Below are 20,355 nucleotides of genomic sequence, written 5' to 3' on the forward strand. Positions count from 1 at the left end.
GTTCCCATAGTATTCAACGCCAGTAGCAAAATGGGGCAAAAAAGCCACCTCGCCCCTAGCGAGATGGCCGATTATCCTCAGTATTCCTCGTTTCTTCTCATTCGTTCTGTACATGACATGCATATTCCATTAATTAGTGTAGCACTAATGGTGAAGATTGGTCAAAACGAAAAACCAAAACATCTGTTTCCCTTTTCTTTATTTCTTCCCCCATTATCGTAAATCCTGCTGCTATCAAGGAAAAAATGCCAATTGTTCTTGCGTAGCGTTCACTGCTTTGCCTCAGGTATTTTCCATTCATCCGCGCTTTGGCTTTGGGCATCCTAGTAAGGCATCGATTCCTGAGGCGAAAAAGGGGGGAATAATATTGATCAGTGCTACCAAGCCGTTCGTCAAATTCCATAAGTATGATGCTGAGCTTGCTTCTGACGTTCATGCGTTAAATTCCGCCGGATACAACAGTGATGACATCTGGGTTTTGAAATGGAATCCTGATAAAAATCACTCAAATCAACGAAACAATTTTTATAAATACAGTACCCACTTTGAAAGTGCCGTCGGTCACATTGACAGCATGGCGCATTTCTTTGACAATGGCGGTAAAGAACTCCGTACGCGACTCGAAAAGCTCGGTCTTACGAAAGACGAGTGCTCTGCGCTGGTTCGCGAACTACAGGATACAGACTACACCTGCCTACTCGTTGTACGAGACCTCAAGGATAACATTATTAAAATGAATGACTGATCGACCGCACGAAAAAGCCACTGCTTGGGTTCTGACGCCAGCAGTGGCTTGTTTCGTTCATACCGGGATTACTTGTCTTCTTTAATGAGTTCGATGCCTTCCAGCACTTCGTTCAGCTTCGCGTAAACAGTGCTCTCTTCGTCCTCTTCCAACGGTACCATTTCTCCGCCGTCCACTTGGAATACGAAGATGTCCACTTCTTCATCTTCTTCGCTTTCTTCGTCTTCCACTGCTTCAGCCAAGGCAATATATTCTTTACCGTTTAGGTCGAACATAGCCAATACTTCGAAATCCCCCAACGGTTCACCGTTTTCATCGTCCAATGTAATGATATCGCCCAACTCGAGGTCTTTGTTCTCTTCTGTCAATGTGTTCACGTCCTTATGCTGATATTCGTACTCTGTTCTATCATACCGTTTTTTTCCGGGGGAAGCAAACAGGCGAATAACTCTGTGTCTTCCCTGACCATGAAAAACAACCTACCACTTTAGGCAGGTTGTTAGCTGATTACTCACTATACTCTTGAAGAACACCCTTTTCAAGCAAAAATGCTTCTTCGGCCTGAAGAATGGTCACGATCGCTTCGCGTTTAACATACATCCCTGCAGATGCCAGACGGCTCTCAATCGCACGAAGCAGTTCTTCAAAATCAATGATCTGCACTTCTTGGTCGCTCACAAAAAAACCTCCCTTTTCCCATGCAACTTTTTCATTGTACACGAACAGGTCGTTTCTTCCAACTCCACCATTTTCGACGGATTGGTTTTAACAAATAAGCGCTCCATATGACAAGCACAAAGGAAAGAACCACGTACACACATGAGAAAAATAACCATGGTGCAAAACTGATATCATCTGATTGATCGAATGACTCGCCTAAAATATCGAACAACACGATGATCGGGTTCATCCCTGCCAACATCTGCAGTTCATACATGCTCCAAACATCTGAATTGACGTATCGTTCCGGATACGTCTGTTGCAAGGACTCACCGATGAAAAAGAATAGCAAGCCAGTGCCTACTACAAAAAAGAAGGCAATCCCGTATGTGGTGACCGTCGAGATCGACGTTCGTTTAATCCAGGTAGAGCAGAACAACCCCAACGACCCTAGAAAAAACATATTCACCGCGAGAAAGAGGACAAGCTGGGCCATTTGTTCCGGAGATACGCTCCCGTACAGCATCACGATACTGTATAGAGGCATCGATGCAACCAAGAGCAGTGTGGAGAACGCCAAAGATGTGATGAGCTTGCTCAAAATAATCGTGCGCGTCGACAACTGGGTTGTCAGCAAAATATGCAAGGTCTGGCGTTCTCTCTCTCCACTGATCGCTCCAGCAGTCAAGGCAGGTGCCACAAAGCAAACCATCGCGTAGTGTATACCTGCGGAAATCAGGAACAGATCCCGGCTATCCCCTAACGATTCGGCTTTCAGGGGGTCCATGAGCAAAAAGCCCATCGGTATTCCCCCCATGACAAATAAGTAAACGACCAAAATGAGCATGGTCTTTCTCGAGCGGAATCTGTCCCGCATTTCTTTTACCAAAAGAGGATTGAACAAGAAGTCGCTCACTCCATACCGACTCCTTCCGTAATCGCTAAGAAGACGTCTTCTAAATCTTTCTTGGAATCGCCATAGTAGACGACTGCGACTTGCTCATCCAGCAGTTCTTGAAGCAAATCAGCTTTTTGTTGCTCCGTCCCTTGAAAGTAGAAGCGAAAGCCTCCCATATATTCCGTCAATTGATGTACATACGGAGAGCTCGCTAACAGAAGTCCAGCTTTGTCCAAGTTCCGCAGGGCTCTTAGTTGCATACGGCTTTGTCCTGTGTCCCGATTGCTGACCTCGTGTACAGAACCATACGCAATTAATCTGCCTTTTTCAATGACACCAATATCATCACACAGCTCGGCTAGCTCTGGCAAAACATGGGAGCTGATAATAATCGTCTTGCCCATTGCACGTAGTTGCTTCATAATCTCGCGCAACTCGATACGAGCTCGCGGGTCCAGTCCTGATGCGGGTTCATCCAAAATCAGTACAGCTGGATCATGTACCAGACAACGGGCTAACCCCAGGCGCTGCTGCATACCTCGAGACAAAGAATCGACGAAAGCGTCTGCTTTGTGAGACAGATTCACCAGTTCCAAAAGATCAGCGACGAGCGCCCGTCTTTTGGAGGTAGGAATTTTGTAAGCTCCCGCATAAAACTCCAAATACTCCACCGCTGTTAAATTGTCATACACGCCAAAAAAATCGGGCATGTAGCCAACAGACTGACGCACACTCGCAGGATCTTTTCGTACATTGTAGCCACAGACAAATGCTTCCCCTTCACTCTGTTCAAGAAGCGTAGACAAGATAAGCATCGTAGTCGATTTGCCGGCGCCATTTGGACCAATGAAACCGAACACCTTACCTGGCTCGATCGAGAGGTTCAAATCTGTCAATGCTTGCAAATTGCCGTATCTTTTTCCTAAATGAACGGTTTCGATTACCATTTCCGCACCCCCTCTACCTGGAAAATTGGCTCTGGTAGAGCTAATCGCGACGTTCCATTGTGGGAAAAGCGAAGCAATAATGTTTGATTTGGCGTCAATACTTGCTGGATTTCATTGTCGAGGACAAGTCTCCTCCCGCGCTCAACAGGTATCCACCTACCGCTCTGTTGGTGGAAATATTCTATCCGGAAAGGCTTGAATGAGCTGTGATTCAGCGGAACCGTTATTCGCTTCATATTGATCGCAGCTTTGTCTGTACGCAACTCAAACGTAATGTTGCCCTTTCCAAGCTGCCAAATGTATCCGGTACTGTCAAAGTCCCCTGTCACTTCATACATATCAGCATCTAGCATGCCATAAGGAAACGTCACTATGCCTTGTTCATTCGGTTGGATTTGAATAGGCTGCTGTATGACATTCCAGTAAAGCGCTTGATGAGGTACCTGCATTGTCATGAGAGGAAGAGGCTCTGTCGTTGTGCCAATGATACTTACCTGATTTCCCTCTTCATATTCAACGACTCTTTCCTGCATTTCTTTGATTCGTTCTTCAATCGTTTGCAATTCTTTTTTTGCCTGTGGTTTTCTTGGCATAAACAAGGGCTCAAGCACACTGTCAATCTGCTTTTCTTCTCCCTTTTTCAATGGCCCAAGCGGAATTCGCTGAAAACCAATTTCAATATAAGTCTGATCGTAGGCAAACTCCGTATTGTTTTTCACGTGCCCTTGCAGACGATTCTCATTGATTCGCAAGGAAGTATCGAAAGCCCCCATGTCATGCTTTACCCCGATACCGATCGCCTGTTTCGGTGTCAAATAGGGGAGATTGCGGAAAGAGAGAACCTCATCGCCATCCATGAGTCCCTCTGGTCGATAATCATTTCGCCCCACTGTCAAGGGCAGGGCAACGATCGACGGTTCAAGCTGAACGTCGTATTCGTTTTGATCCACCCCCAAAAACGTTGCGGCTGAGCGAACATGAGCCAAAGACTCATCTAAGATGTCGATCTTGGTTACTGCGTAGCTGGTACTCGTTTTCACAACAGCAGGCTTTCCTACCGCGAATATAGCGATGGTCAAGAAAATTCCTCCTGCCGGGATGACTCCCCACGCCCATTCAGGTTTTCTCATTCTTTTCAAAATGAAGTATGTCAATGGTGCGAGTACAATGACATACCCGCCCCACAGCGCCACCATCCAGATCGGCAGAGGAGTCTGTACTTCAGGGATCTTTTTGCTCAAGTCAAGAAAAGGTCGGGTCATTTGATCCATATAAAGCTTCTGTTCAAAAATCTTCTTGGCGCCATGCTGGATCATTGCATTCTGCCACAGTTGTGGATTGAACTGCCATGATGCCAACGGCTCTGCTGTCACATCATAGTTGACAAAAAGCAGCAATCCTCTGCCGTACGATTTTGACACAAATAAGGGCAAGTCACGGTTGTATACACCTATACTGCCATTTGGAGCGACTTTCGCAATGTCATACTCACTTAATGCTTGCTGTAGCTCAATATTACCAGCTTTTCCGGCTTCCACAGGAAGGATATCAGCAAACCGCTGGATCATTCCATCTTGATTAGGACCTGCGGAAACAACCACGATCCCTCCGAGCTGGATCCACTCCTTGATCGCAGCCATCTGTTGATCATTAATCGTGGAACCACTATTGCCTGCCAGCGCTAACATGTCTATGTTTTCGTAAATCCACGATTGGTCAGGCAACATTTGTTCCGTGAGATTTTGTACGGACAAGGGGCGATTCATTTTGGATTGTGATTGATTGACAGCAAGGAAATGAAACGCATTCCCCTCTTCGCTGATCACCCCAATGGTACGCCCGTCTGTTGGATAAGGGATACGCAACTTTTCGCTTTTGACAACTTGACCGTTTTGCGTCACCTGGACGTACCAATCATCGAGCAAGATTTGGGAAGGCATATCAAAGTATACGGTTGTACTTTTTCCTTGCTCAAGCTTTATTGGACGCCGCAGCTTAAATTCATTATTTTTTTTGACTTGTCGTTGAGATAACTCCACAGCCCCAGTGAAATTCTGTTCCTGGCTGGTTACCTTTACGCCTAGTCTCATCCATGATTCATATTTGACGATACCTCCTAAAGGTATCTCGAATTGTATGTCTACGTTGTTCTCTGCCATAGCTGGGCGTATCGAAAAGCTAAGCCATGTGATGACAAAGATTAACACCCATTTCCATCTCATGCTTGTTCCTCCGCTCATTTTCGTGACGCCAAAGAGATAACCAGTTGTTGCAGTTGATCATGGCGTGAGATAAGCAGTAAGTGCTTACCTTTGTTTGCCCAGTTGCCTTTGATCAGCTCTTCAGATGACTGGTTTCGCAATGGTAGCTCGCGTGTCACAAAAGGCTCTTCACCCACGTTTACTTCCATCAGCGTTCCATTTGGGTGTGTATAGGTCAATTTCGTATCGGAGCTCCACGATGCCCACTGTCCCACTGCAAGCGAGGTAACTTTCCCCGTCCGCACTTCCATCAGCTGTACTTCACCGGCTTTATTGAAAGCAAGCAAGCTTCCATCTGGTGACCATTCAGGCTGAGAACCTTCTACAAGCTTCCACTCTTGGAACGATACTGTACTGCTCACCCAAATTTCTTCGACGCCATTTTTGGAGCGGGTAAAGGCAAGCGAATCATCATGTTCAGACCAGCTTGGTGAAGAATACAATACCCCTTCTTCTTCTTTCAGCAATCGGCTACTTCCCATGCTGTAAGCCGTCGGCATCTCCACAATCCATATCCGCGATAATTTTTTATCCTGCTCGACAACAGCAATTTGGTTCCCAGAATTAGACCACGCTACTCCCGTATATTTGCCTTCGGTTGGCGGCAGCTTGATCGTGACTGGCTTTATTTCCACATTGATTGGAATGGTTTTCAGTTCTACATTGTTATTGATATAAGCAAGCTGCGACGCTTTCCGATCAATATCAACAAGCTCCGCGGTCGCTTGTGCTGGCAGCTTAAGTACTTCATGCTCTCGAACGGCAAGAGAGGCATTGTTCCACCACACAAAACCTCCTATGGCAATCGTAAGAGCAGCAGCCGCGATTCCGCTCCAAACCAACCTCCCCCATTTTTGGGGTGCGGCACTTGGAGCTTTTGCCTGTTTGGCTTCGAGTTCTCTCATTTTCTGGAGCAATTGTTTTTTGAGGTCTGATTTCAACTCATAATTGACAGGAACCGATCCGCGCATCTGCTTCAAATGGGCTAGGAGTTGGGTTACGGTCTGATCATCCGATTGATGGTCCTGGGGGTGCTTCTCCTCTTCTCTCATTCGGAGTCCCCCCTCTCATACATCTTCTGAAGTTTTTGTAATCCGCGATAAGAAATCATTTTGATACTCGATTCTGTTTTGCCGAGCACTTCAGCCACCTGACTGATTTTGAGATCAGCAAAATACCGGAGCATCAACACGTCTCGTTGATCCTGAGACAACAAGTCCAGACGATCACGAAGCAGACGAATCTCTTCATTCGTCAGCGCCTGCCGTTCTGGTTGCCATGTGTCGTCCGGTTCTGCTCCTAAAAAATCTTCCTGGTCAACCGGTAACTCCCTGTTTTTTCGCATAAAATCCACATATGTATTGTGAGCAATACGAAAGATCCACGATGCGAAAGGACTTGTTCTGCTATATTGCTCGAATTTTTCTAGTGCTTTTAAAAAGACCACGGTAGTCAAATCATCGGCATCCCACGAACTTTGAACCCGGCATCGTAAATACCGGTTGACGCGATCAAAATATTCGTCATACAGTTCCGTAAATGGACGAGATTCATAATAATCCCCGGATGATGGCCCCGACGGTTGCTTCATAGCCATTCCCATTTGCGTTTTCCTCGGTTTCTTCCAGACTAAAGCATGCTCTCAGAATGGACTTTCTCCACTGCATTCTGAGACTACTCTAACTAAGTATTACGTATTACTTAGGAAGAAAGTTTCAAAATGTGGCAAAGTTTTTTGAATTATTTCCCTAATGCGGCATCTAATTCTAACTGAATGTCTTGAACAGCCTCAATTCCGACCGATAACCGTACTAGTCCCATCGTAATTCCAGTCTCCCTACGCTGCTCCTCAGAAAAAGCACGGTGGGATGTCGTAACAGGATGAGATACACTCGTCTCCACACCTGCAAGGGACGGAGCCAATTTGATCCAGTCAAGTTCCCGGTAAAAGTCGTAAATCTTCGTCTCGTCTGCCAAAACAAAGGATACCATTGCCCCCTGTTTTTGCCTTGAAAAAAAGAAGGTATCCGTAGGACTTGGGTAATACACCTGTCCAACTGCAGGATGATCACGGAGAAACGCAGCGATCTGGCTGGCATTATCGCATTGACGCTCCATTCTCACTGCCAATGTTTTCAAACCGCGTGATGTCAACCAGGCCTCAAAAGGACTGAGCGATGCACCGTAGTTGGCTACGATCTCCGTGGCACGCTTGACTGTCGCATAGGTTCCAACCAAGACACCCGACGTCACATCGCTATGTCCACCTATATATTTGGTTCCACTATGTACCACAAGATCTGCACCGAATGAAATCGGTTGTACCAAATACGGAGTCGCAAACGTATTATCCACCATGACGATTAAGCCAAGACTCTTTGCTTCCTTGATCCAGTAAGGCAGATCCACAACTGTCAATAGCGGATTGGTGATGGTCTCCAAGAAAAACATCCGCGTAGTTGGGCGAACATGATCGGCAAGCTTTGTCTTTTGACCAAGCTGGATGCACTCAAGATCGATCCCAAACCGAGAAAGCTCCTTGTGCAGTAGTGCGTAGGTACCACCATAAATTTCATGGGAAGCTAGCACGTGATCACCAGGAGAAAGAACGGCAAGTAAACCCGACATGATCGCTCCCATACCGGAGGCAGCACTGACGCCTGCTTCTGCGCCTTCTAAAACAGCGATTGCACGAGCCAGCTCTGCTTGGTTGGGATTACCATTTCGGGTGTACAAGTATTCTCCTTCGCCGACGTAGTACTGTTCTACTTCTTCCAAGCCTTCGAAGGCAAAAACGGAGGTTTGATAAATCGGTGTAGATTTGCTCTTTACTCCCCGCAAAGGGTCATGTCCAATATGTACCGTTTTGGTCTCAAATCGCTCTGCCACATTGCTCACCCTTTTCTCCCAATCATACCACGCGAGATTGGAAAGGAAACTAGCGGATTGGCAAAAGCTAGACTATCTGTGTTATAATTCGAAACCGAACCACCCAACAGTACGAAACAAAGGAAGGTGCATAAGATGAGAAAAATGATTACAACTCTGTTCGCATGTCTGACGGCAATCGCCTTAGTTACGGGTTGTTCTACCGGAAGCAATGAGGCCGCTCCTAATCAGCCGACTACGCCAGCAGAGAAACCAGTATCCAAAGAGCCTGCTAACCCACCGGGTCCAACCGGTGAGAAGAAGTACGAGAAGGCTCCGGCTATGCAGATTGACAAAGCGAAGGACTACCAAGCGAAAATCTCTACTTCCATGGGAGACATCACGATCGATCTGTTTGAAAAAGATGCCCCGATTGCTGTAAATAACTTTGTTTTCCTCGCAAAGGACAAGTACTATGATGGCATCACATTCCACCGCGTCATCAAAGACTTCATGATTCAAACAGGTGATCCATTGGGCAGTGGCATGGGTGGTCCTGGATACACGTTTGAAGACGAGTTGAAAAATGGTCACAAATATGAACCAGGCGTGGTTGCCATGGCGAATTCTGGCAAAAATACGAATGGTAGCCAATTCTTCATTGGCTCTGGACCTGACGTGACCGGATTGGACAACTCTCCGAATTACACGATTTTCGGAAAAGTTACGGGTGGCATGGATATCGTTCAAAAAATTGCAGGAACTAAAGTAAAGAAAAACCCACAAACAGGTGAACCAAGTATTCCTGAGCAAACGATTACCATTAAATCCATTACGATTACGGAAAAATAAGAGTAGCCTCCAACTGCACACGAAAGCCACTTTCTCATAGGGAAAGTGGCTTTTTTTATAGGTGAATTCGTCCATTCATGAAAACACTTTCACAAACCGACTTTATTTGTAAATAGTCCTATGGAACCGATTCCCTCTTGAACCATTCCGACAAGACCGATAGACTTGCAAAAGACCTGATTCGCTTCCGCAATCAAAACGCAAAAAGCGAAAAGGAGTGGTTCACACCATGTTGACACGAGAAGCGCCAACGCGCTTTTTCTTCTTTTTGAACAGTTTTGGCTTGATGCTGTTATGCTTATTTGTCACACCGACAAGTGCAATGGCACCACAACCAGTACCAATACTCCCTGTTCTCGGTAGTGCACAGGCGCCATCGGAACAAGTTTCGAAGAAGGAAAAGAAACCAACCACATCTGCTACAGCAGTAAAACGCGAGTCTGTGCAGATTAGTCGTGATAGTCGCCCAAAAGTGGTTCGCAATGGAAAAGTGAAGATTTCGGAGAGGGATATGGAACTGCTCGCCCGGTTAGTGTATGCGGAAGGCCGGGGAGAACCGTATGAAGGACAGGTAGCGATTGCTGCCGTTGTATTGAATCGGGTTGCTTCAGATGCATTTCCAAATACGGTACGGGAGGTTATTTATGCTCCCAACGCGTTTTCGCCTGTCCATGACGGCAATCTGACACATCAATCAGATGGGAGTACGAGAAAAGCGGTCCAGGACGCGGTGAATGGAAAAGACCCGAGCAACGGTTCCCTTTACTTCTTCAATCCTGATACGGCTACATCCAAGTGGATTTGGTCACGTCCTGTAACGGTTGAGATCGGTAACCATCGTTTTGCTCGTTAACGCGCTAATTACAGAAAAAATTTAATAATACTTTATTTTTATTTTATTGATGTTTTACTTTTGCTTGCTATGTTGTAGGTGTAAGCACTTTTTCAACGCATTGAGAAAAAGCTCGATTATCTTCTTTGGATGACTTTTTAACGTAAGCATGTTTAGATCGAACGTTCAATCTGAGTATGCCTACGCTAATAGCTTTGATTGATTGACTGTTTTGGGTGAGAGCAAAACAGTCATAGAACAATCAGTCGTTCTTTTTCTCAATCGCCCCCAATAATTAGGCATTCCCAACTGGGAATGCCCCTTTTTTTATTAAAAGCCGTAAATAGACATACCCCCATCGACCGAAATCGTTTGACCCGATATGTATGAAGCAGCATCAGAGGACAGGAAAATTGCTGGTCCTACCAAATCCTCGACATCCCCGATTCGGCCACTCGGTGTTCGCTGCAACACCTCTTGGACAAACGCTTCGTCGCTAAGCAAGCTCTCCGTTAATGGCGTACGGAAATACCACGGCGCGATCGCATTTACGTTGACGCCAAACTTGCTCGCCTCGACAGGAAATGCCACCCCGCCTTTTGCTTCGATCTCTGTTACCACTTCTTGCAAATCGGAAGATGTCGCGAGACTACCGCAACCTCCGCACCCGCTTCTGCAATACCCAACGCAAGTGCCTTCCCAATTCCTCTTCCAGCACCTGTGATGATTGCTTTTTTCCCATGCAAATCAAAACGTGTCATTTTTGAAACGACTCCCCTTTCGTTTCCTTAGAGGATTCTGCATCCATCGCCTTTTCCCTTGTCTTTTGCTACAATATACCTGTATGGAAAGGGGGGCAGTCCGTTGCGTTTGTACAGTCAGATGACACTCGCCGAGCTGCAGGAGGAAATGGAGCGCCTGCACGTCGAAGCGAACGAGAAAAAGAAGCTTGGTGATCACTCACAGCTCGCTATCATTACACAAAAGTACTTCATGGCGAAATCGTACTATTTAGGAACGGATGAGTTCCGAATCGGCAGCAAATACAGCGTGCCTGATTACGATCAGCCGTTTACCATCGATTATTTCAACGGCGTCTTTGCTTGGGGACGTTTTCCTGATTCGGATGAACAGACAGGTTTTCCAGTAGGAATGCTGGAACTGTGGTTCGACTAGTAAAAAGAGATCGGCACTCGCACTCTTGTGCAATGCCGATCTCTTTTTTCTTACCCGGGCACATGTCGCAGCAGCATGGATATACTAAGAAAAACGAAAGTGAGCCAACCTGCATATGGACTGGATTTCTATCATCCTCTTGATACTACTGGCGCTCGGTGTCGTCGGTAACAACGCAACCGTATCCATTGCAGTTGCGGTCCTTCTCTTAATGAGGCTCTTGTCATTGGACCGATTTTTCCCGCTGCTCGAGCAGCATGGACTACAACTCGGGATCATTATACTCACAATTGGCATCATGACTCCGCTTGCAAGCGGCAAAATTAACCCTTCGTCCATCTTGGAGATTTTTATGAACTGGCAATCGATACTTGCCGTCGGCGTTGGTATATTTGTTGCCTACCTGGCCGGAAAAGGAACCATCTTGATGACGCAAAACCCGTTGATCGTTACAAGCTTACTGATCGGTACGATCGCTGGTGTCACTTTTTTCCGCGGAGTTGCAGTCGGTCCTTTAATTGCAGCAGGTATTCTTGCCTTTATTTTGCAATTTCTCCCTAAGTGATTAGCCCCAGCGCTCTTTCAGCTGAAGGCCATAAGCCAAAATTTGCTGTGGCGTAACCATGCGAAAGCCTTGCTGCGCACGATAATCAATCGTAAGGATATCAGACCCGATATAGGCAATGGTTTCGCGATCTATCAGAAATGTCAAAGAATCGACCTGGTAGACTTCATCTTCTGGACCTTGGGTATCCCACCACAACGCATACTCTACATTCATCCCGCAACCACCGACTAGCTCACCGTTGATCCGAATGGACTTGTCTGTACTTGCCATGCGTTCTACTGCTTCTTTTGTGACTTTCACTATCATGTTTGGTGCCACCCTTCTCATGATTTTCCAGAATGCTGGATGCATCATCTCTTTCATGATAGCATACAATGCTTGAAAGGCAGCAGAAAGGACGATCATCAATGAACATCTACGAACAAGATGGGATTTTTGTCGCGGAAACTGAGTTCCAATCGGAGCAAGTTGTCATTTTTGCGAATACGTGGGAGGAAGCCAAGGAAAAACTACTCGTTCGGCTTCTCGTACTAGAAATGATTGGTTGAGCAAAAAGCGGGTCGCCCAGTGGACCTGCTTTTTTCCATGTAAAAGAGAAGGAGCTACCGATGACTTACCTGACAGCTACGACAATCGATGACCAGCACCTGATTGCTCAAATCAGACAAGCAACAACCAAAGCCAATCGCAACAATGTCACCCGCACACAAGCGTACCTCGCCTTTTATCTCGAACACCAAGAAGTTCACTGGGCGTTATTGGCCCATATGGTCTCACGAAATGGCGGGTGGAACATAACCGATTTAAAAGGGGAATGGCTAGCGCTGATCATGGATGCACAAGCGATTGAGCCCTTTTTTTGGTTTTTGGAGAGATGTAACTGGCTGATTTTTCACGATGCCTATCCGCAATTACTTCTCTATGCGGAGATGAAACGAACGGGAACAGATTTAACAAAGCTTTTAACGCCACTTGGTGTTTCAGTCTTTATGCAATCGTATTGGCAAGAGTTCCTCGCTTCCAAAGACAGCGCACGCATTTCACATGCACTCATCGTCAATGAACAGCAGTATATCGAACAACGTGTCGTCCAAAAGCCGTTTACACTGAATCGTATCTTCGCTTCGTTTGCTTTCGTCGCCCAATCCGCTCTCTCAATGAATCAAGTGCTCATTCCTTATAAAGCCCATCCCACTGACTGCCGACTCAGCTTAATCGGGTTGAATGTCCATCACTTTCCCGACGTCGACAGCCGCATTCAGATTGGAAAGTCGTTGTACAAGCAATTATTTGGGGATCGGTTTCGCTTTGAGAAAATCGTCTCCTACTGCTCTCGTATTCCTCATACAGGCTCACGAGCGGATTATTGGCCACATTTGTTCACTCATGATCATACTCCGCCGATCACAGAAGATGAGTACCAGTTGCGATTGGATGGACATGAGCTGCTAAAAGGAAGTCCGAAAATATACAGTCCGCGCCTACAAGATGCATGGACTGATTATGGACACGATCCGGCAGATGGGGTAGATTGGTTTCGAGATGAAAAATGGCACAAGGTGGTGAAAGAACCTGCTTCTCTGCCTTCTATCGACAGTGATTCTTATGTGCGTTCCTTGCAATGGATCGAATACGGAGTCAAATTCGTCTCAGCAATCAAGTAGCTGGAGAGGAGATCAGCCTCATGGAAAAATGGATGCAAGAAATGGCGTTGAATCAAACACGTTTTTTGCTGTCCTGCCAATTGCCGAGCGGTACCTTTCGTCTTGGCCCCAAACGTGATCAAATCAATCCGTACTTCACCAATCTCGGACTGATTTCCCTCATCCGTATGAAGGAGGTAGAGGCTGTTCGCGGTCATCTTGAATGGTATTTGCAAAACCTGAATGCGGACGGCTATATAAATGATTTTCGTCTTGAACAAGGCAAAGAAATCGATACAGGCACAAATGATAGCGAAGATAGCTACCACACCACTTATTTTAGCTTGCTTGCGGAATGGATACGAGCAACGGGGCGTATGGACTGGCTGCTTGCCAACCACGCTAAGCTCTTGACCCTTCTCGAAGCAGTTGCCCGCCTCCAACAGAAGGACGGTCTGACCTGGGCGAAGCATTCGTATCGGGTCAAATATTTGATGGACAATTGCGAAGTGGCCAAGGGGTTGGCAGATGCTTCGTATCTATTTTCGCTGATCAAAAATGTGGAGGCTGCCGAGGAAGCAGCTGCACGCGCTAAGGCATGCGAACTCGGCATCAGTGGGATGTATAGCCGGATTCGCAAGTCGTTTGCGATGTATGATCGTACGTACCCCGGCTGGCGAAAATGGTACCCGGACGTTACTTCCCAAGCGTTTCCCATTGTCTACAGCTTGACTGATGCCAACACCGCTTCGCTGCTCTATCAGAGGATCACAGACGCGTTCCCGCATTTTGATACATTTCAAACTGGTGATTTATACCCATGGATGACGATGGGTGTATGCGCGCAGAAAATGGGTGATACGAACCGGGTGAAGACGATGCTCGTCACTGCTACAGATTTGTACATACACGGTCCCAGATTTCCGTATTGGCTTATTCAAGATGCCGGGCGCTATGTTGAGTTGCTACTGGAAGTCGGGTCATGAGGTTCAGATAAGAGCTGCTTTACCCAACGGTAGCAATGCTCAAGTTGTTCGTCTGTTACTTGGTCGGAACGATGCTCGAACATGATTTTTACGTGCGGGTTTTCTTTCCGGATAATTGTCAGATAGTCCTCGATTGGAGCCCATCCTTCTTCACGAAACGAACTAATGAATAACATCATGATACCATGAACGAAAAAAGAAAAACGCGGGAAACATCCCCCGCGCTTGGTCTACTTTCTTTCAATTTTCGTACCCGAATCATGCGTCACTACGAGAAATGGGGTCAATTCCCCTTCCTCCCAGTAATATGGCAAGACAGAAATCGGCACTTGCCCTTTCGATGCAAAATCATAGGTGAGACGCGCTAACAGGTGCGCTCCGGCCTCTCCGGCCATATCCGCCACAATCAGCACATCCTGATGAGGAATCGCGACACCGAGCGAGTCTCCTTGCTTATTTTGATCCATCTCCGCCAGAAATGAATCAAGCAAAATTCGACTTGCCGCGTATCCATCTGTCGGACTTATAAAATGGATGCGCTGACCACCTACCTCTTGTGACTTCACTGAAAAGGGGAGCTTTCGCAGGTTTTCCATCGCATATGAATGAAGCTGCTCGCTTGTCCATCCGGCTTCCTGCAACATCCGCTTCTCAATCAATGCGTAGCCCTCGCCTTGATCAAGGGCGTACAGTACATACGTATCTGCCGTATGCTCCTTCACCACCCACCGCTCCGGGTACTTGTTGATCATGGAGGCATGACGCAAAACCGGGTAGATGTTATGCTCTTGGCCACTTACTCTTAGTTGTTGATCCAACTCCCCCACTCCCTTCCCTTCGTCTATTACCAAGGTGGACTATCATCGTCCTCCGTTGGCGTGCTCACCGGGGTATATGAAACGTTATGGCTTCTCTCTTCGATTTCTCTCACGATGTCCGCCAATGCCTTTGGCTTTAAAAATTCAACAGGGGACATGCCACGCTCGAATTGTAGCTGTTCGCCCTCTAATAGCACCAAATAACGCCCATTCACTTTGGCGATATGCATGCTGGTACCGTAATCCGCCAATAACGTGCGGATTTGCATATGATCCAGCTTGAACTTCAGCTCGACCTCTGGTTGGCGATCTGTAATGATTTGCATCGCTTCCATCACGGTCTCATGCTCCCATTTTTCTGCGAGCTCCCGCTTAGGGCTTGCAGCAATGAGTTCAATCGCTTCTTCTTCCCGTACCCGCTCCTCGGACTCTTCGGGATACGTATACTCGATGTGCTGTCTCGCCAATGAAATGACTTCTTCAGAGACGATCTGCGTCATCGTTTGTGGATACTCGATAAAACGCAGGAATTCCTCGAAATACCGCGCGTGAGAGAACTGGTGAATTTTTACGTGATACGGGTCATTCATCCCCGACTCGATCATGTACGGATACATCAGCGATTTCATGTTTTTGGCATTGATTGCCATGCGCACATTCGATATCAGGCTCTTTTCATCGGTGATGACCGCTGTTTTTTGTTCGAAATCGCATTTTAAAATAAAGACATAGCGCTCGTCAATCAGCTCTAACCTCGTCCGCACGACAATCATGACGCCGCCTCTCACCTGAGAGGTTCGCAAATACGACTGAATCAGCTCCTGACAGGGCTCTTTGCTCTCCCCTGTCGTTTCCGCTGCCAACAATCGATTCAAGAGGGCATAGTTGGGGTTCGAGTCCAAGGGATGTCCAGGCTCCAGCACAAATTGACCCAGTTTTGTCGGCGTGCCTTCTGTCTTCGGATTCATCTCGACTTTTCTTTTGGCAATCCGGGCGAATTCTCCATCGAGAAAATCTTTCAGCTCGCTTCTCTGATATTCATCGTGGCTCAAATAGCGCGTCATCCGCACTTGTTTAATGCCATCCTCTTCTTCAGGCTGTTCCATTAGATAAAAGGATAACCAGTCAATTGTAAAATTCATACCCTTCGCTCCTGTCTGCATGTAACGAACTGATTATAGCAAACCTATTGAAAAAAAGGTCAGCTTTTTCAAATCATGATAAGATGAAGGGAGGAGGGGAAAATCAAACAATGTGGACTCGTATGAAGTCATGGTGGAACGCAACGATACGCGATAAGCCTTATCAGCCCGGCCACATGGCAGGACAGTATGAAATTACAAAAGTATTAGGGATGGGAAGTTACGGGATCGCTTATCTCGCCAACCACAACCCTACAGGTAATCAGGTCGTGCTCAAACAAGTGAAACCAAGCCTGCGTCATACTCCAAAAGGCGAAGCCATGCAAGCGTATGAAAAAAAGGTGCTGATGTCCCTCTCGCATCCGCAAATCCCCCGCTGTCTGGATTCCTTCACGTATCGGCAAGACTCGTTTATGGTCATGACTTATATTGCAGGTCCGACACTCGAAGACATGTTGTTTGATCAAAACATCGTGGTTGATGAGCAAAAATGCGCTGAATGGCTCCGCCAAATCGGGGAACTCGTGGCCTATCTCCATGAGCAAAATCTGATTCACCGCGACGTACGCATCCCCAACGTCATCTGGAAAGAGGACAAGCCGTACCTGATTGATTTTGGCCTCGCTCGGTTCGTTGGTGATCGCCCGACGTACACGGCTGATACCCTTTCTGCTTACCCGTCTGAAAAACAATTGAAGCGAGAAGTTGCTCCTTCCAGTGATTTGTATGCTTTGGGACATTTCTTTTTATTCTTGCTCTATTCCGGGTATGAATCTGAACCAAACACACCTGAAAAAAGCTGGGAAGAAGAGCTTTCACTCTCTGCTCCCATTCGCATAATGATTCGGCGTTTGTTACAAATGGACGCCCCTTATGAAAGCGTACACGATTGGCTAAGAGAGCTGGACCGATATTTAATCCAATACCAAGAAAAAAGAGCAGGGCATCCGTAGCCTTCACGGATTCTCCCTGCTCTTCTTCATTTTCATTCTGCAATCGGCTCTTGTTTCGCCTGTTCCATCTTTTCTTTCAGTTCCCCTGCTTCCTGGCGCAGCACTTGTCGTTCGTGTTTCGTCAGAACTTCTCCACCAACTGTGCCATTTACCAGCAAATCCTCTTCATATAACCGATCTTTGCGCATGGAAACCTCCTGCAGACAAGTTGTGTACTTCTTGTCCTACTTTGTTCCAAAGGTGCCCTTCTTATGTGCGCGATTTTGATTCCGTTTTGCAGGACTCGCATTTTTGGATGGAGCACCTGACTTTTGTGCTGGAGCAGGCTTCCGTACAGGACGCGGATCTTCCAGTGCTCCGTGCGTCATGAATTTTTCAGCAATAGGTAGGCCAGTTTGCTTGGAAAATTTTTGGATGATGAATCGTTCCTGTGTGGTAATGATCGAAAATACCAGTCCGGCACGCCCCATGCGCCCAGTCCGACCACTGCGATGAATGTACGTGTCACCATCGGATGCAGGATCGTAATGAACAATACATTCCACACCCGGAATATCAATGCCACGTGCCGATACATCTGTGGTAATCAACACAGGGAATGCTCCATCCCGGAATTGTTGCAGGGTGCGAGCCCGATCTTCTTTCGTAGCATCGCGGTGTAGAAGTCTACACGGCAAATTGTGGTAATTGAGCTTCGAGACAATCTCGTCCACTTTTTCGATTTGATTGACAAAAACAATCGAGGAGCGTACATTCACAAGCCGCAACAGACGACGGAGCGTGTCCACCTTTTTGCGTGGGTCAGTGACCAAATACATGTGTGCTACTCCCGCGGCGCCTTCTGGTGCTGCTGCGCGAATGACAACGGCATCTTTTGTAAAAATCTCAGCCGTATGTACAACTTCCTCTGCAATTGTCGCTGAGAATAACAGACGTTGCGTATCACGCAGTGTCTTTTTCATGACCTCTTGAACTGGCTTGCCAAAACCCGCATCCAGCATCCGGTCTGCCTCGTCGACTACGACTGTCTTCACTTCATGGACCTTTAGCTTGCGCTGCTCGATCAGCTCCAGCAGTCTTCCTGGTGTTGCTACGATCAATAGAGGCTTCTTTTTCAGTTTCTCGATTTGGCGTTTCACATCGACTCCGCCAATAATGGACATCACGGCCGTGTCCTTCCCTGGCAGAAGGCTTTCTGCTTCCCTCGCAATCTGAACAACGAGCTCATGCGTCGGTGCAAGTACAATGGCCTGTACATCTTTTTGCTCCACATTGATTTTCGATAAAATCGGCAAGAGATAAGCAAACGTCTTGCCTGTTCCTGTTGGTGATTCGATCAAGGCATCCCGACCAGCCATAATCAACGGGATGGCTTCACTCTGTACAGGTGTCGGTTTTTCCATTTTTCGCTCTTGCAATATAGTCAACAGCGGTGCGCTAATTTGTAAATCTGCAAACGTGGTGCTCACAAAAACCCTCCTGGCATAAATTCGTGCATTGGGTAAGCTTACCACACTTTGCAGGTAGAAAACAGAGGTAAGACCCATAGGAGATAGATAAAAACAGGCGAAATCCGCTATGGACTTCGCCTGACCTTCCTTCTACCCGTTATTGGAATCGATACGGGTTTCCTGCTTCTCGCCCTGGTCTTGACGGTCCCGGCTGGTGGTTTGGTTACGTGTCCCTTTTGGACTTTCCATGTACTCTTCTACTTCCTTTTGAAACGCCTCATCATAGTCACGCACACCTATCACCTCCTGTTCTTTATTTTGACCAGGGTGATCACATATTATTTTCCTGAAACCTTTTACCCGGTCATACGTCTCTTCATATAGGAATGATAACCCTAGAACAATTTGTTAGATGGATGTGAATATGGAATGGAGACGATATCGCGCACTCGCACACACAAACGAGCCAAGCGCAAAAGACCATGGCGTTGGGTTAAGAAATGGATGCTCGGCACTGCCTTAACCTTTACGACCGTAGCTTTACTGGGAATTATTTTTTTATTTGGAACGAAAAACGGAGAAGAATTACGAGAGTGGGCGGCAGGCACTTTGTTGACAACCCAGCACGATTACTGGGCCCCTTATACGTTTTTACCTGAAGAAAAACTGAAAGAATTGAAGCAACAAATTACACATCCAACCGTTATCAATTCCGAAGACACAGGCACAGCCACTGTAGGACCACCTGTTCCGACGAAATCGAATCTGGTAACGGTCACACTTCCACAGAAACCAAAGGAGCTAATCGAGATCGAGGAACTTGACGTCTCGAAAGGCAGTTATTACTTTAAAGGAAAAATCATGTACATTAGCGACCCGAGCAGAGTACGGCTCGTCGTCACGAATCGGAAGGACCGTGGAGATCTGCTCGATGAGTTTGTGAAGAAGACAGGAGCCATCGGAATTGTCAATGCGAGCGGATTCGCTGACCCAGACGGCTACGGCAAAGGAGCGCGTGCCTATGGAGTCGTCATCCACGACGGGAAGATTATGCAGGGTTACAATCCGAGAAGTGGAGAAACCGCATTAGGGCTTACTTATGACGGTAAACTGATTACAGGCAGTTACTCGGCTGAGCAGCTCGTAAAGATGGGCGTGCGTGACGCTGTGAGCTTCCGGCCCCAGTTAATTGTAAACGGGAAAAATATGTTTGAAGGAAAGCCTGCCAAAAGCTGGGGGATTCAACCCCGTACCGCGATTGGACAAAAAGAAGACGGGACGATCGTATTTGCTGTCATTGACGGACGCCAGCCCGGGCATTCCATCGGTGCAAGCATGAACGATATGGCGGAACTATTGGCCGAGCGCGGTGTGGTTACGGCAATGGCTATGGACGGTGGTTCCAGTTCCATGATGCTGCACAACGGCGAAGCCATCACGAAGACGTCATCTCCATATCATCGAGGGCGCTATTTGCCAAATGCGTGGGCTGTTTTTTAAGAAAGTATTGAAGGGATAGAGGAGGTCATCGGATTCGTGCGAAGACTCTTTCATT

24 protein-coding genes and 1 pseudogene are annotated in these 20,355 nt (G+C 46.9%); 10 read left to right on the top strand and 15 right to left on the bottom strand.

All coding sequences use genetic code 11. The features are described from left to right. The first annotated feature begins 367 nt into the window (after positions 1–367). On the top strand, positions 368–745 hold the full coding sequence (locus tag ACFYU8_RS05310) for a YflT domain-containing protein (RefSeq protein ID WP_016743484.1): 378 nt from the start codon (positions 368–370) through the stop codon (positions 743–745). A gap of 68 nt (positions 746–813) precedes the next feature. On the opposite strand, the gene ACFYU8_RS05315 is transcribed toward ACFYU8_RS05310, so the two are convergent. The 8 genes from ACFYU8_RS05315 to ACFYU8_RS05350 form a co-directional block, all read right to left on the bottom strand. Beyond that, the gene (locus ACFYU8_RS05315; protein WP_007718819.1) at positions 814–1,113 is read right to left on the bottom strand and encodes a DUF1292 domain-containing protein; all 300 of its coding nucleotides are present in this window, start codon (positions 1,111–1,113) and stop codon (positions 814–816) included. A gap of 139 nt (positions 1,114–1,252) precedes the next feature. After that, positions 1,253–1,465: a hypothetical protein gene (locus tag ACFYU8_RS05320; RefSeq protein WP_390295137.1), complete on the bottom strand. Its 213-nt coding sequence runs from the start codon at positions 1,463–1,465 to the stop codon at positions 1,253–1,255. Beyond that, positions 1,455–2,321, bottom strand: a complete 867-nt coding sequence (locus ACFYU8_RS05325) for an ABC transporter permease (RefSeq protein WP_390295135.1) — start codon at positions 2,319–2,321, stop codon at positions 1,455–1,457. The genes ACFYU8_RS05320 and ACFYU8_RS05325 overlap by 11 nt, the downstream gene beginning before the upstream one ends. Then, complete coding sequence (locus ACFYU8_RS05330; RefSeq protein WP_390295133.1) at positions 2,318–3,250, bottom strand: ABC transporter ATP-binding protein; 933 nt, start codon at positions 3,248–3,250, stop codon at positions 2,318–2,320. The genes ACFYU8_RS05325 and ACFYU8_RS05330 overlap by 4 nt, the downstream gene beginning before the upstream one ends. Further along, on the bottom strand, positions 3,244–5,472 hold the full coding sequence (locus ACFYU8_RS05335) for a hypothetical protein (protein ID WP_390295130.1): 2,229 nt from the start codon (positions 5,470–5,472) through the stop codon (positions 3,244–3,246). The genes ACFYU8_RS05330 and ACFYU8_RS05335 overlap by 7 nt, the downstream gene beginning before the upstream one ends. A 14-nt stretch (positions 5,473–5,486) precedes the next feature. Further along, positions 5,487–6,563: a TolB family protein gene (locus ACFYU8_RS05340; protein WP_390295128.1), complete on the bottom strand. Its 1,077-nt coding sequence runs from the start codon at positions 6,561–6,563 to the stop codon at positions 5,487–5,489. Next, positions 6,560–7,114: an RNA polymerase sigma factor gene (locus tag ACFYU8_RS05345; RefSeq protein WP_390295126.1), complete on the bottom strand. Its 555-nt coding sequence runs from the start codon at positions 7,112–7,114 to the stop codon at positions 6,560–6,562. The genes ACFYU8_RS05340 and ACFYU8_RS05345 overlap by 4 nt, the downstream gene beginning before the upstream one ends. Before the next feature lie 137 nt (positions 7,115–7,251). Further along, positions 7,252–8,409, bottom strand: a complete 1,158-nt coding sequence (locus ACFYU8_RS05350; RefSeq protein WP_390295124.1) for a trans-sulfuration enzyme family protein — start codon at positions 8,407–8,409, stop codon at positions 7,252–7,254. Between the two features lie 126 nt (positions 8,410–8,535). Here ACFYU8_RS05350 and ACFYU8_RS05355 point away from each other — a divergent pair, with 126 nt between their 5' ends. Next, entirely contained in the window at positions 8,536–9,231 is a 696-nt protein-coding gene (locus ACFYU8_RS05355) for a peptidylprolyl isomerase (RefSeq protein ID WP_390295122.1), read from the top strand. 229 nt (positions 9,232–9,460) lie between these two features. After that, entirely contained in the window at positions 9,461–10,084 is a 624-nt protein-coding gene (locus ACFYU8_RS05360) for a cell wall hydrolase (protein WP_390295120.1), read from the top strand. Between the two features lie 309 nt (positions 10,085–10,393). On the opposite strand, the pseudogene ACFYU8_RS05365 reads toward ACFYU8_RS05360, so the two are convergent. Further along, positions 10,394–10,824 (bottom strand): annotated as a pseudogene (locus ACFYU8_RS05365) (SDR family oxidoreductase). Positions 10,825–10,927: 103 nt separating this feature from the next. Between ACFYU8_RS05365 and ACFYU8_RS05370 the strand changes: the two are divergent. After that, on the top strand, positions 10,928–11,239 hold the full coding sequence (locus tag ACFYU8_RS05370) for a YfhH family protein (RefSeq protein ID WP_106840654.1): 312 nt from the start codon (positions 10,928–10,930) through the stop codon (positions 11,237–11,239). Between the two features lie 115 nt (positions 11,240–11,354). Next, positions 11,355–11,804 (top strand): DUF441 domain-containing protein, encoded by a 450-nt coding sequence (locus ACFYU8_RS05375; RefSeq protein ID WP_390295118.1) that lies wholly within the window; start codon positions 11,355–11,357, stop codon positions 11,802–11,804. On the opposite strand, the gene ACFYU8_RS05380 is transcribed toward ACFYU8_RS05375, so the two are convergent. After that, positions 11,805–12,113: an iron-sulfur cluster biosynthesis family protein gene (locus ACFYU8_RS05380; protein WP_390295116.1), complete on the bottom strand. Its 309-nt coding sequence runs from the start codon at positions 12,111–12,113 to the stop codon at positions 11,805–11,807. It lies immediately after the preceding gene. Between the two features lie 101 nt (positions 12,114–12,214). Here ACFYU8_RS05380 and ACFYU8_RS05385 point away from each other — a divergent pair, with 101 nt between their 5' ends. Genes ACFYU8_RS05385 through ACFYU8_RS05395 form a run of 3 tightly spaced genes read left to right on the top strand, consistent with a single transcriptional unit; the run spans position 12,215 to position 14,436 of the window. Next, a complete protein-coding gene (locus tag ACFYU8_RS05385) occupies positions 12,215–12,355 on the top strand; it encodes a hypothetical protein (protein WP_167402490.1) in 141 nt (46 codons plus the stop codon). Positions 12,356–12,415: 60 nt separating this feature from the next. After that, a complete protein-coding gene (locus ACFYU8_RS05390; RefSeq protein WP_390295114.1) occupies positions 12,416–13,471 on the top strand; it encodes a DUF2515 family protein in 1,056 nt (351 codons plus the stop codon). Positions 13,472–13,491: 20 nt separating this feature from the next. Further along, positions 13,492–14,436, top strand: a complete 945-nt coding sequence (locus ACFYU8_RS05395) for a hypothetical protein (RefSeq protein WP_390295112.1) — start codon at positions 13,492–13,494, stop codon at positions 14,434–14,436. A gap of 230 nt (positions 14,437–14,666) precedes the next feature. On the opposite strand, the gene ACFYU8_RS05400 is transcribed toward ACFYU8_RS05395, so the two are convergent. Together ACFYU8_RS05400 and ACFYU8_RS05405 are read right to left on the bottom strand one after the other, a co-directional pair. Continuing rightward, positions 14,667–15,263 (bottom strand): DUF1444 family protein, encoded by a 597-nt coding sequence (locus tag ACFYU8_RS05400; RefSeq protein WP_390295110.1) that lies wholly within the window; start codon positions 15,261–15,263, stop codon positions 14,667–14,669. A gap of 17 nt (positions 15,264–15,280) precedes the next feature. Beyond that, positions 15,281–16,396 (bottom strand): DUF3900 domain-containing protein, encoded by a 1,116-nt coding sequence (locus ACFYU8_RS05405; RefSeq protein ID WP_390295108.1) that lies wholly within the window; start codon positions 16,394–16,396, stop codon positions 15,281–15,283. Between the two features lie 110 nt (positions 16,397–16,506). Here ACFYU8_RS05405 and ACFYU8_RS05410 point away from each other — a divergent pair, with 110 nt between their 5' ends. Beyond that, the gene (locus ACFYU8_RS05410; RefSeq protein WP_390295106.1) at positions 16,507–17,349 is read left to right on the top strand and encodes a serine/threonine protein kinase; all 843 of its coding nucleotides are present in this window, start codon (positions 16,507–16,509) and stop codon (positions 17,347–17,349) included. Positions 17,350–17,381: 32 nt separating this feature from the next. Here the strand turns inward: ACFYU8_RS05410 and ACFYU8_RS05415 are convergent, their stop codons facing one another. The 3 genes from ACFYU8_RS05415 to ACFYU8_RS05425 form a co-directional block, all read right to left on the bottom strand. Continuing rightward, positions 17,382–17,537 carry a hypothetical protein gene (locus ACFYU8_RS05415; protein WP_007718860.1) on the bottom strand — a complete coding sequence of 52 codons (156 nt, stop codon included), beginning with the start codon at positions 17,535–17,537 and terminating at the stop codon, positions 17,382–17,384. 36 nt (positions 17,538–17,573) lie between these two features. Then, positions 17,574–18,818: a DEAD/DEAH box helicase gene (locus ACFYU8_RS05420; protein ID WP_390295104.1), complete on the bottom strand. Its 1,245-nt coding sequence runs from the start codon at positions 18,816–18,818 to the stop codon at positions 17,574–17,576. 132 nt (positions 18,819–18,950) lie between these two features. Then, positions 18,951–19,094, bottom strand: coding sequence for a hypothetical protein (locus tag ACFYU8_RS05425; RefSeq protein WP_007718864.1), 144 nt, complete (start codon positions 19,092–19,094; stop codon positions 18,951–18,953). A gap of 135 nt (positions 19,095–19,229) precedes the next feature. On the opposite strand from ACFYU8_RS05425, the gene ACFYU8_RS05430 reads away from it, so the two are divergent. Next, on the top strand, positions 19,230–20,300 hold the full coding sequence (locus ACFYU8_RS05430; protein WP_390295102.1) for a phosphodiester glycosidase family protein: 1,071 nt from the start codon (positions 19,230–19,232) through the stop codon (positions 20,298–20,300). Positions 20,301–20,355 lie beyond the last annotated feature (55 nt).

Source organism: Brevibacillus sp. NPDC003359 (assembly GCF_042878995.1).
Lineage (GTDB): Bacteria > Bacillota > Bacilli > Brevibacillales > Brevibacillaceae > Brevibacillus.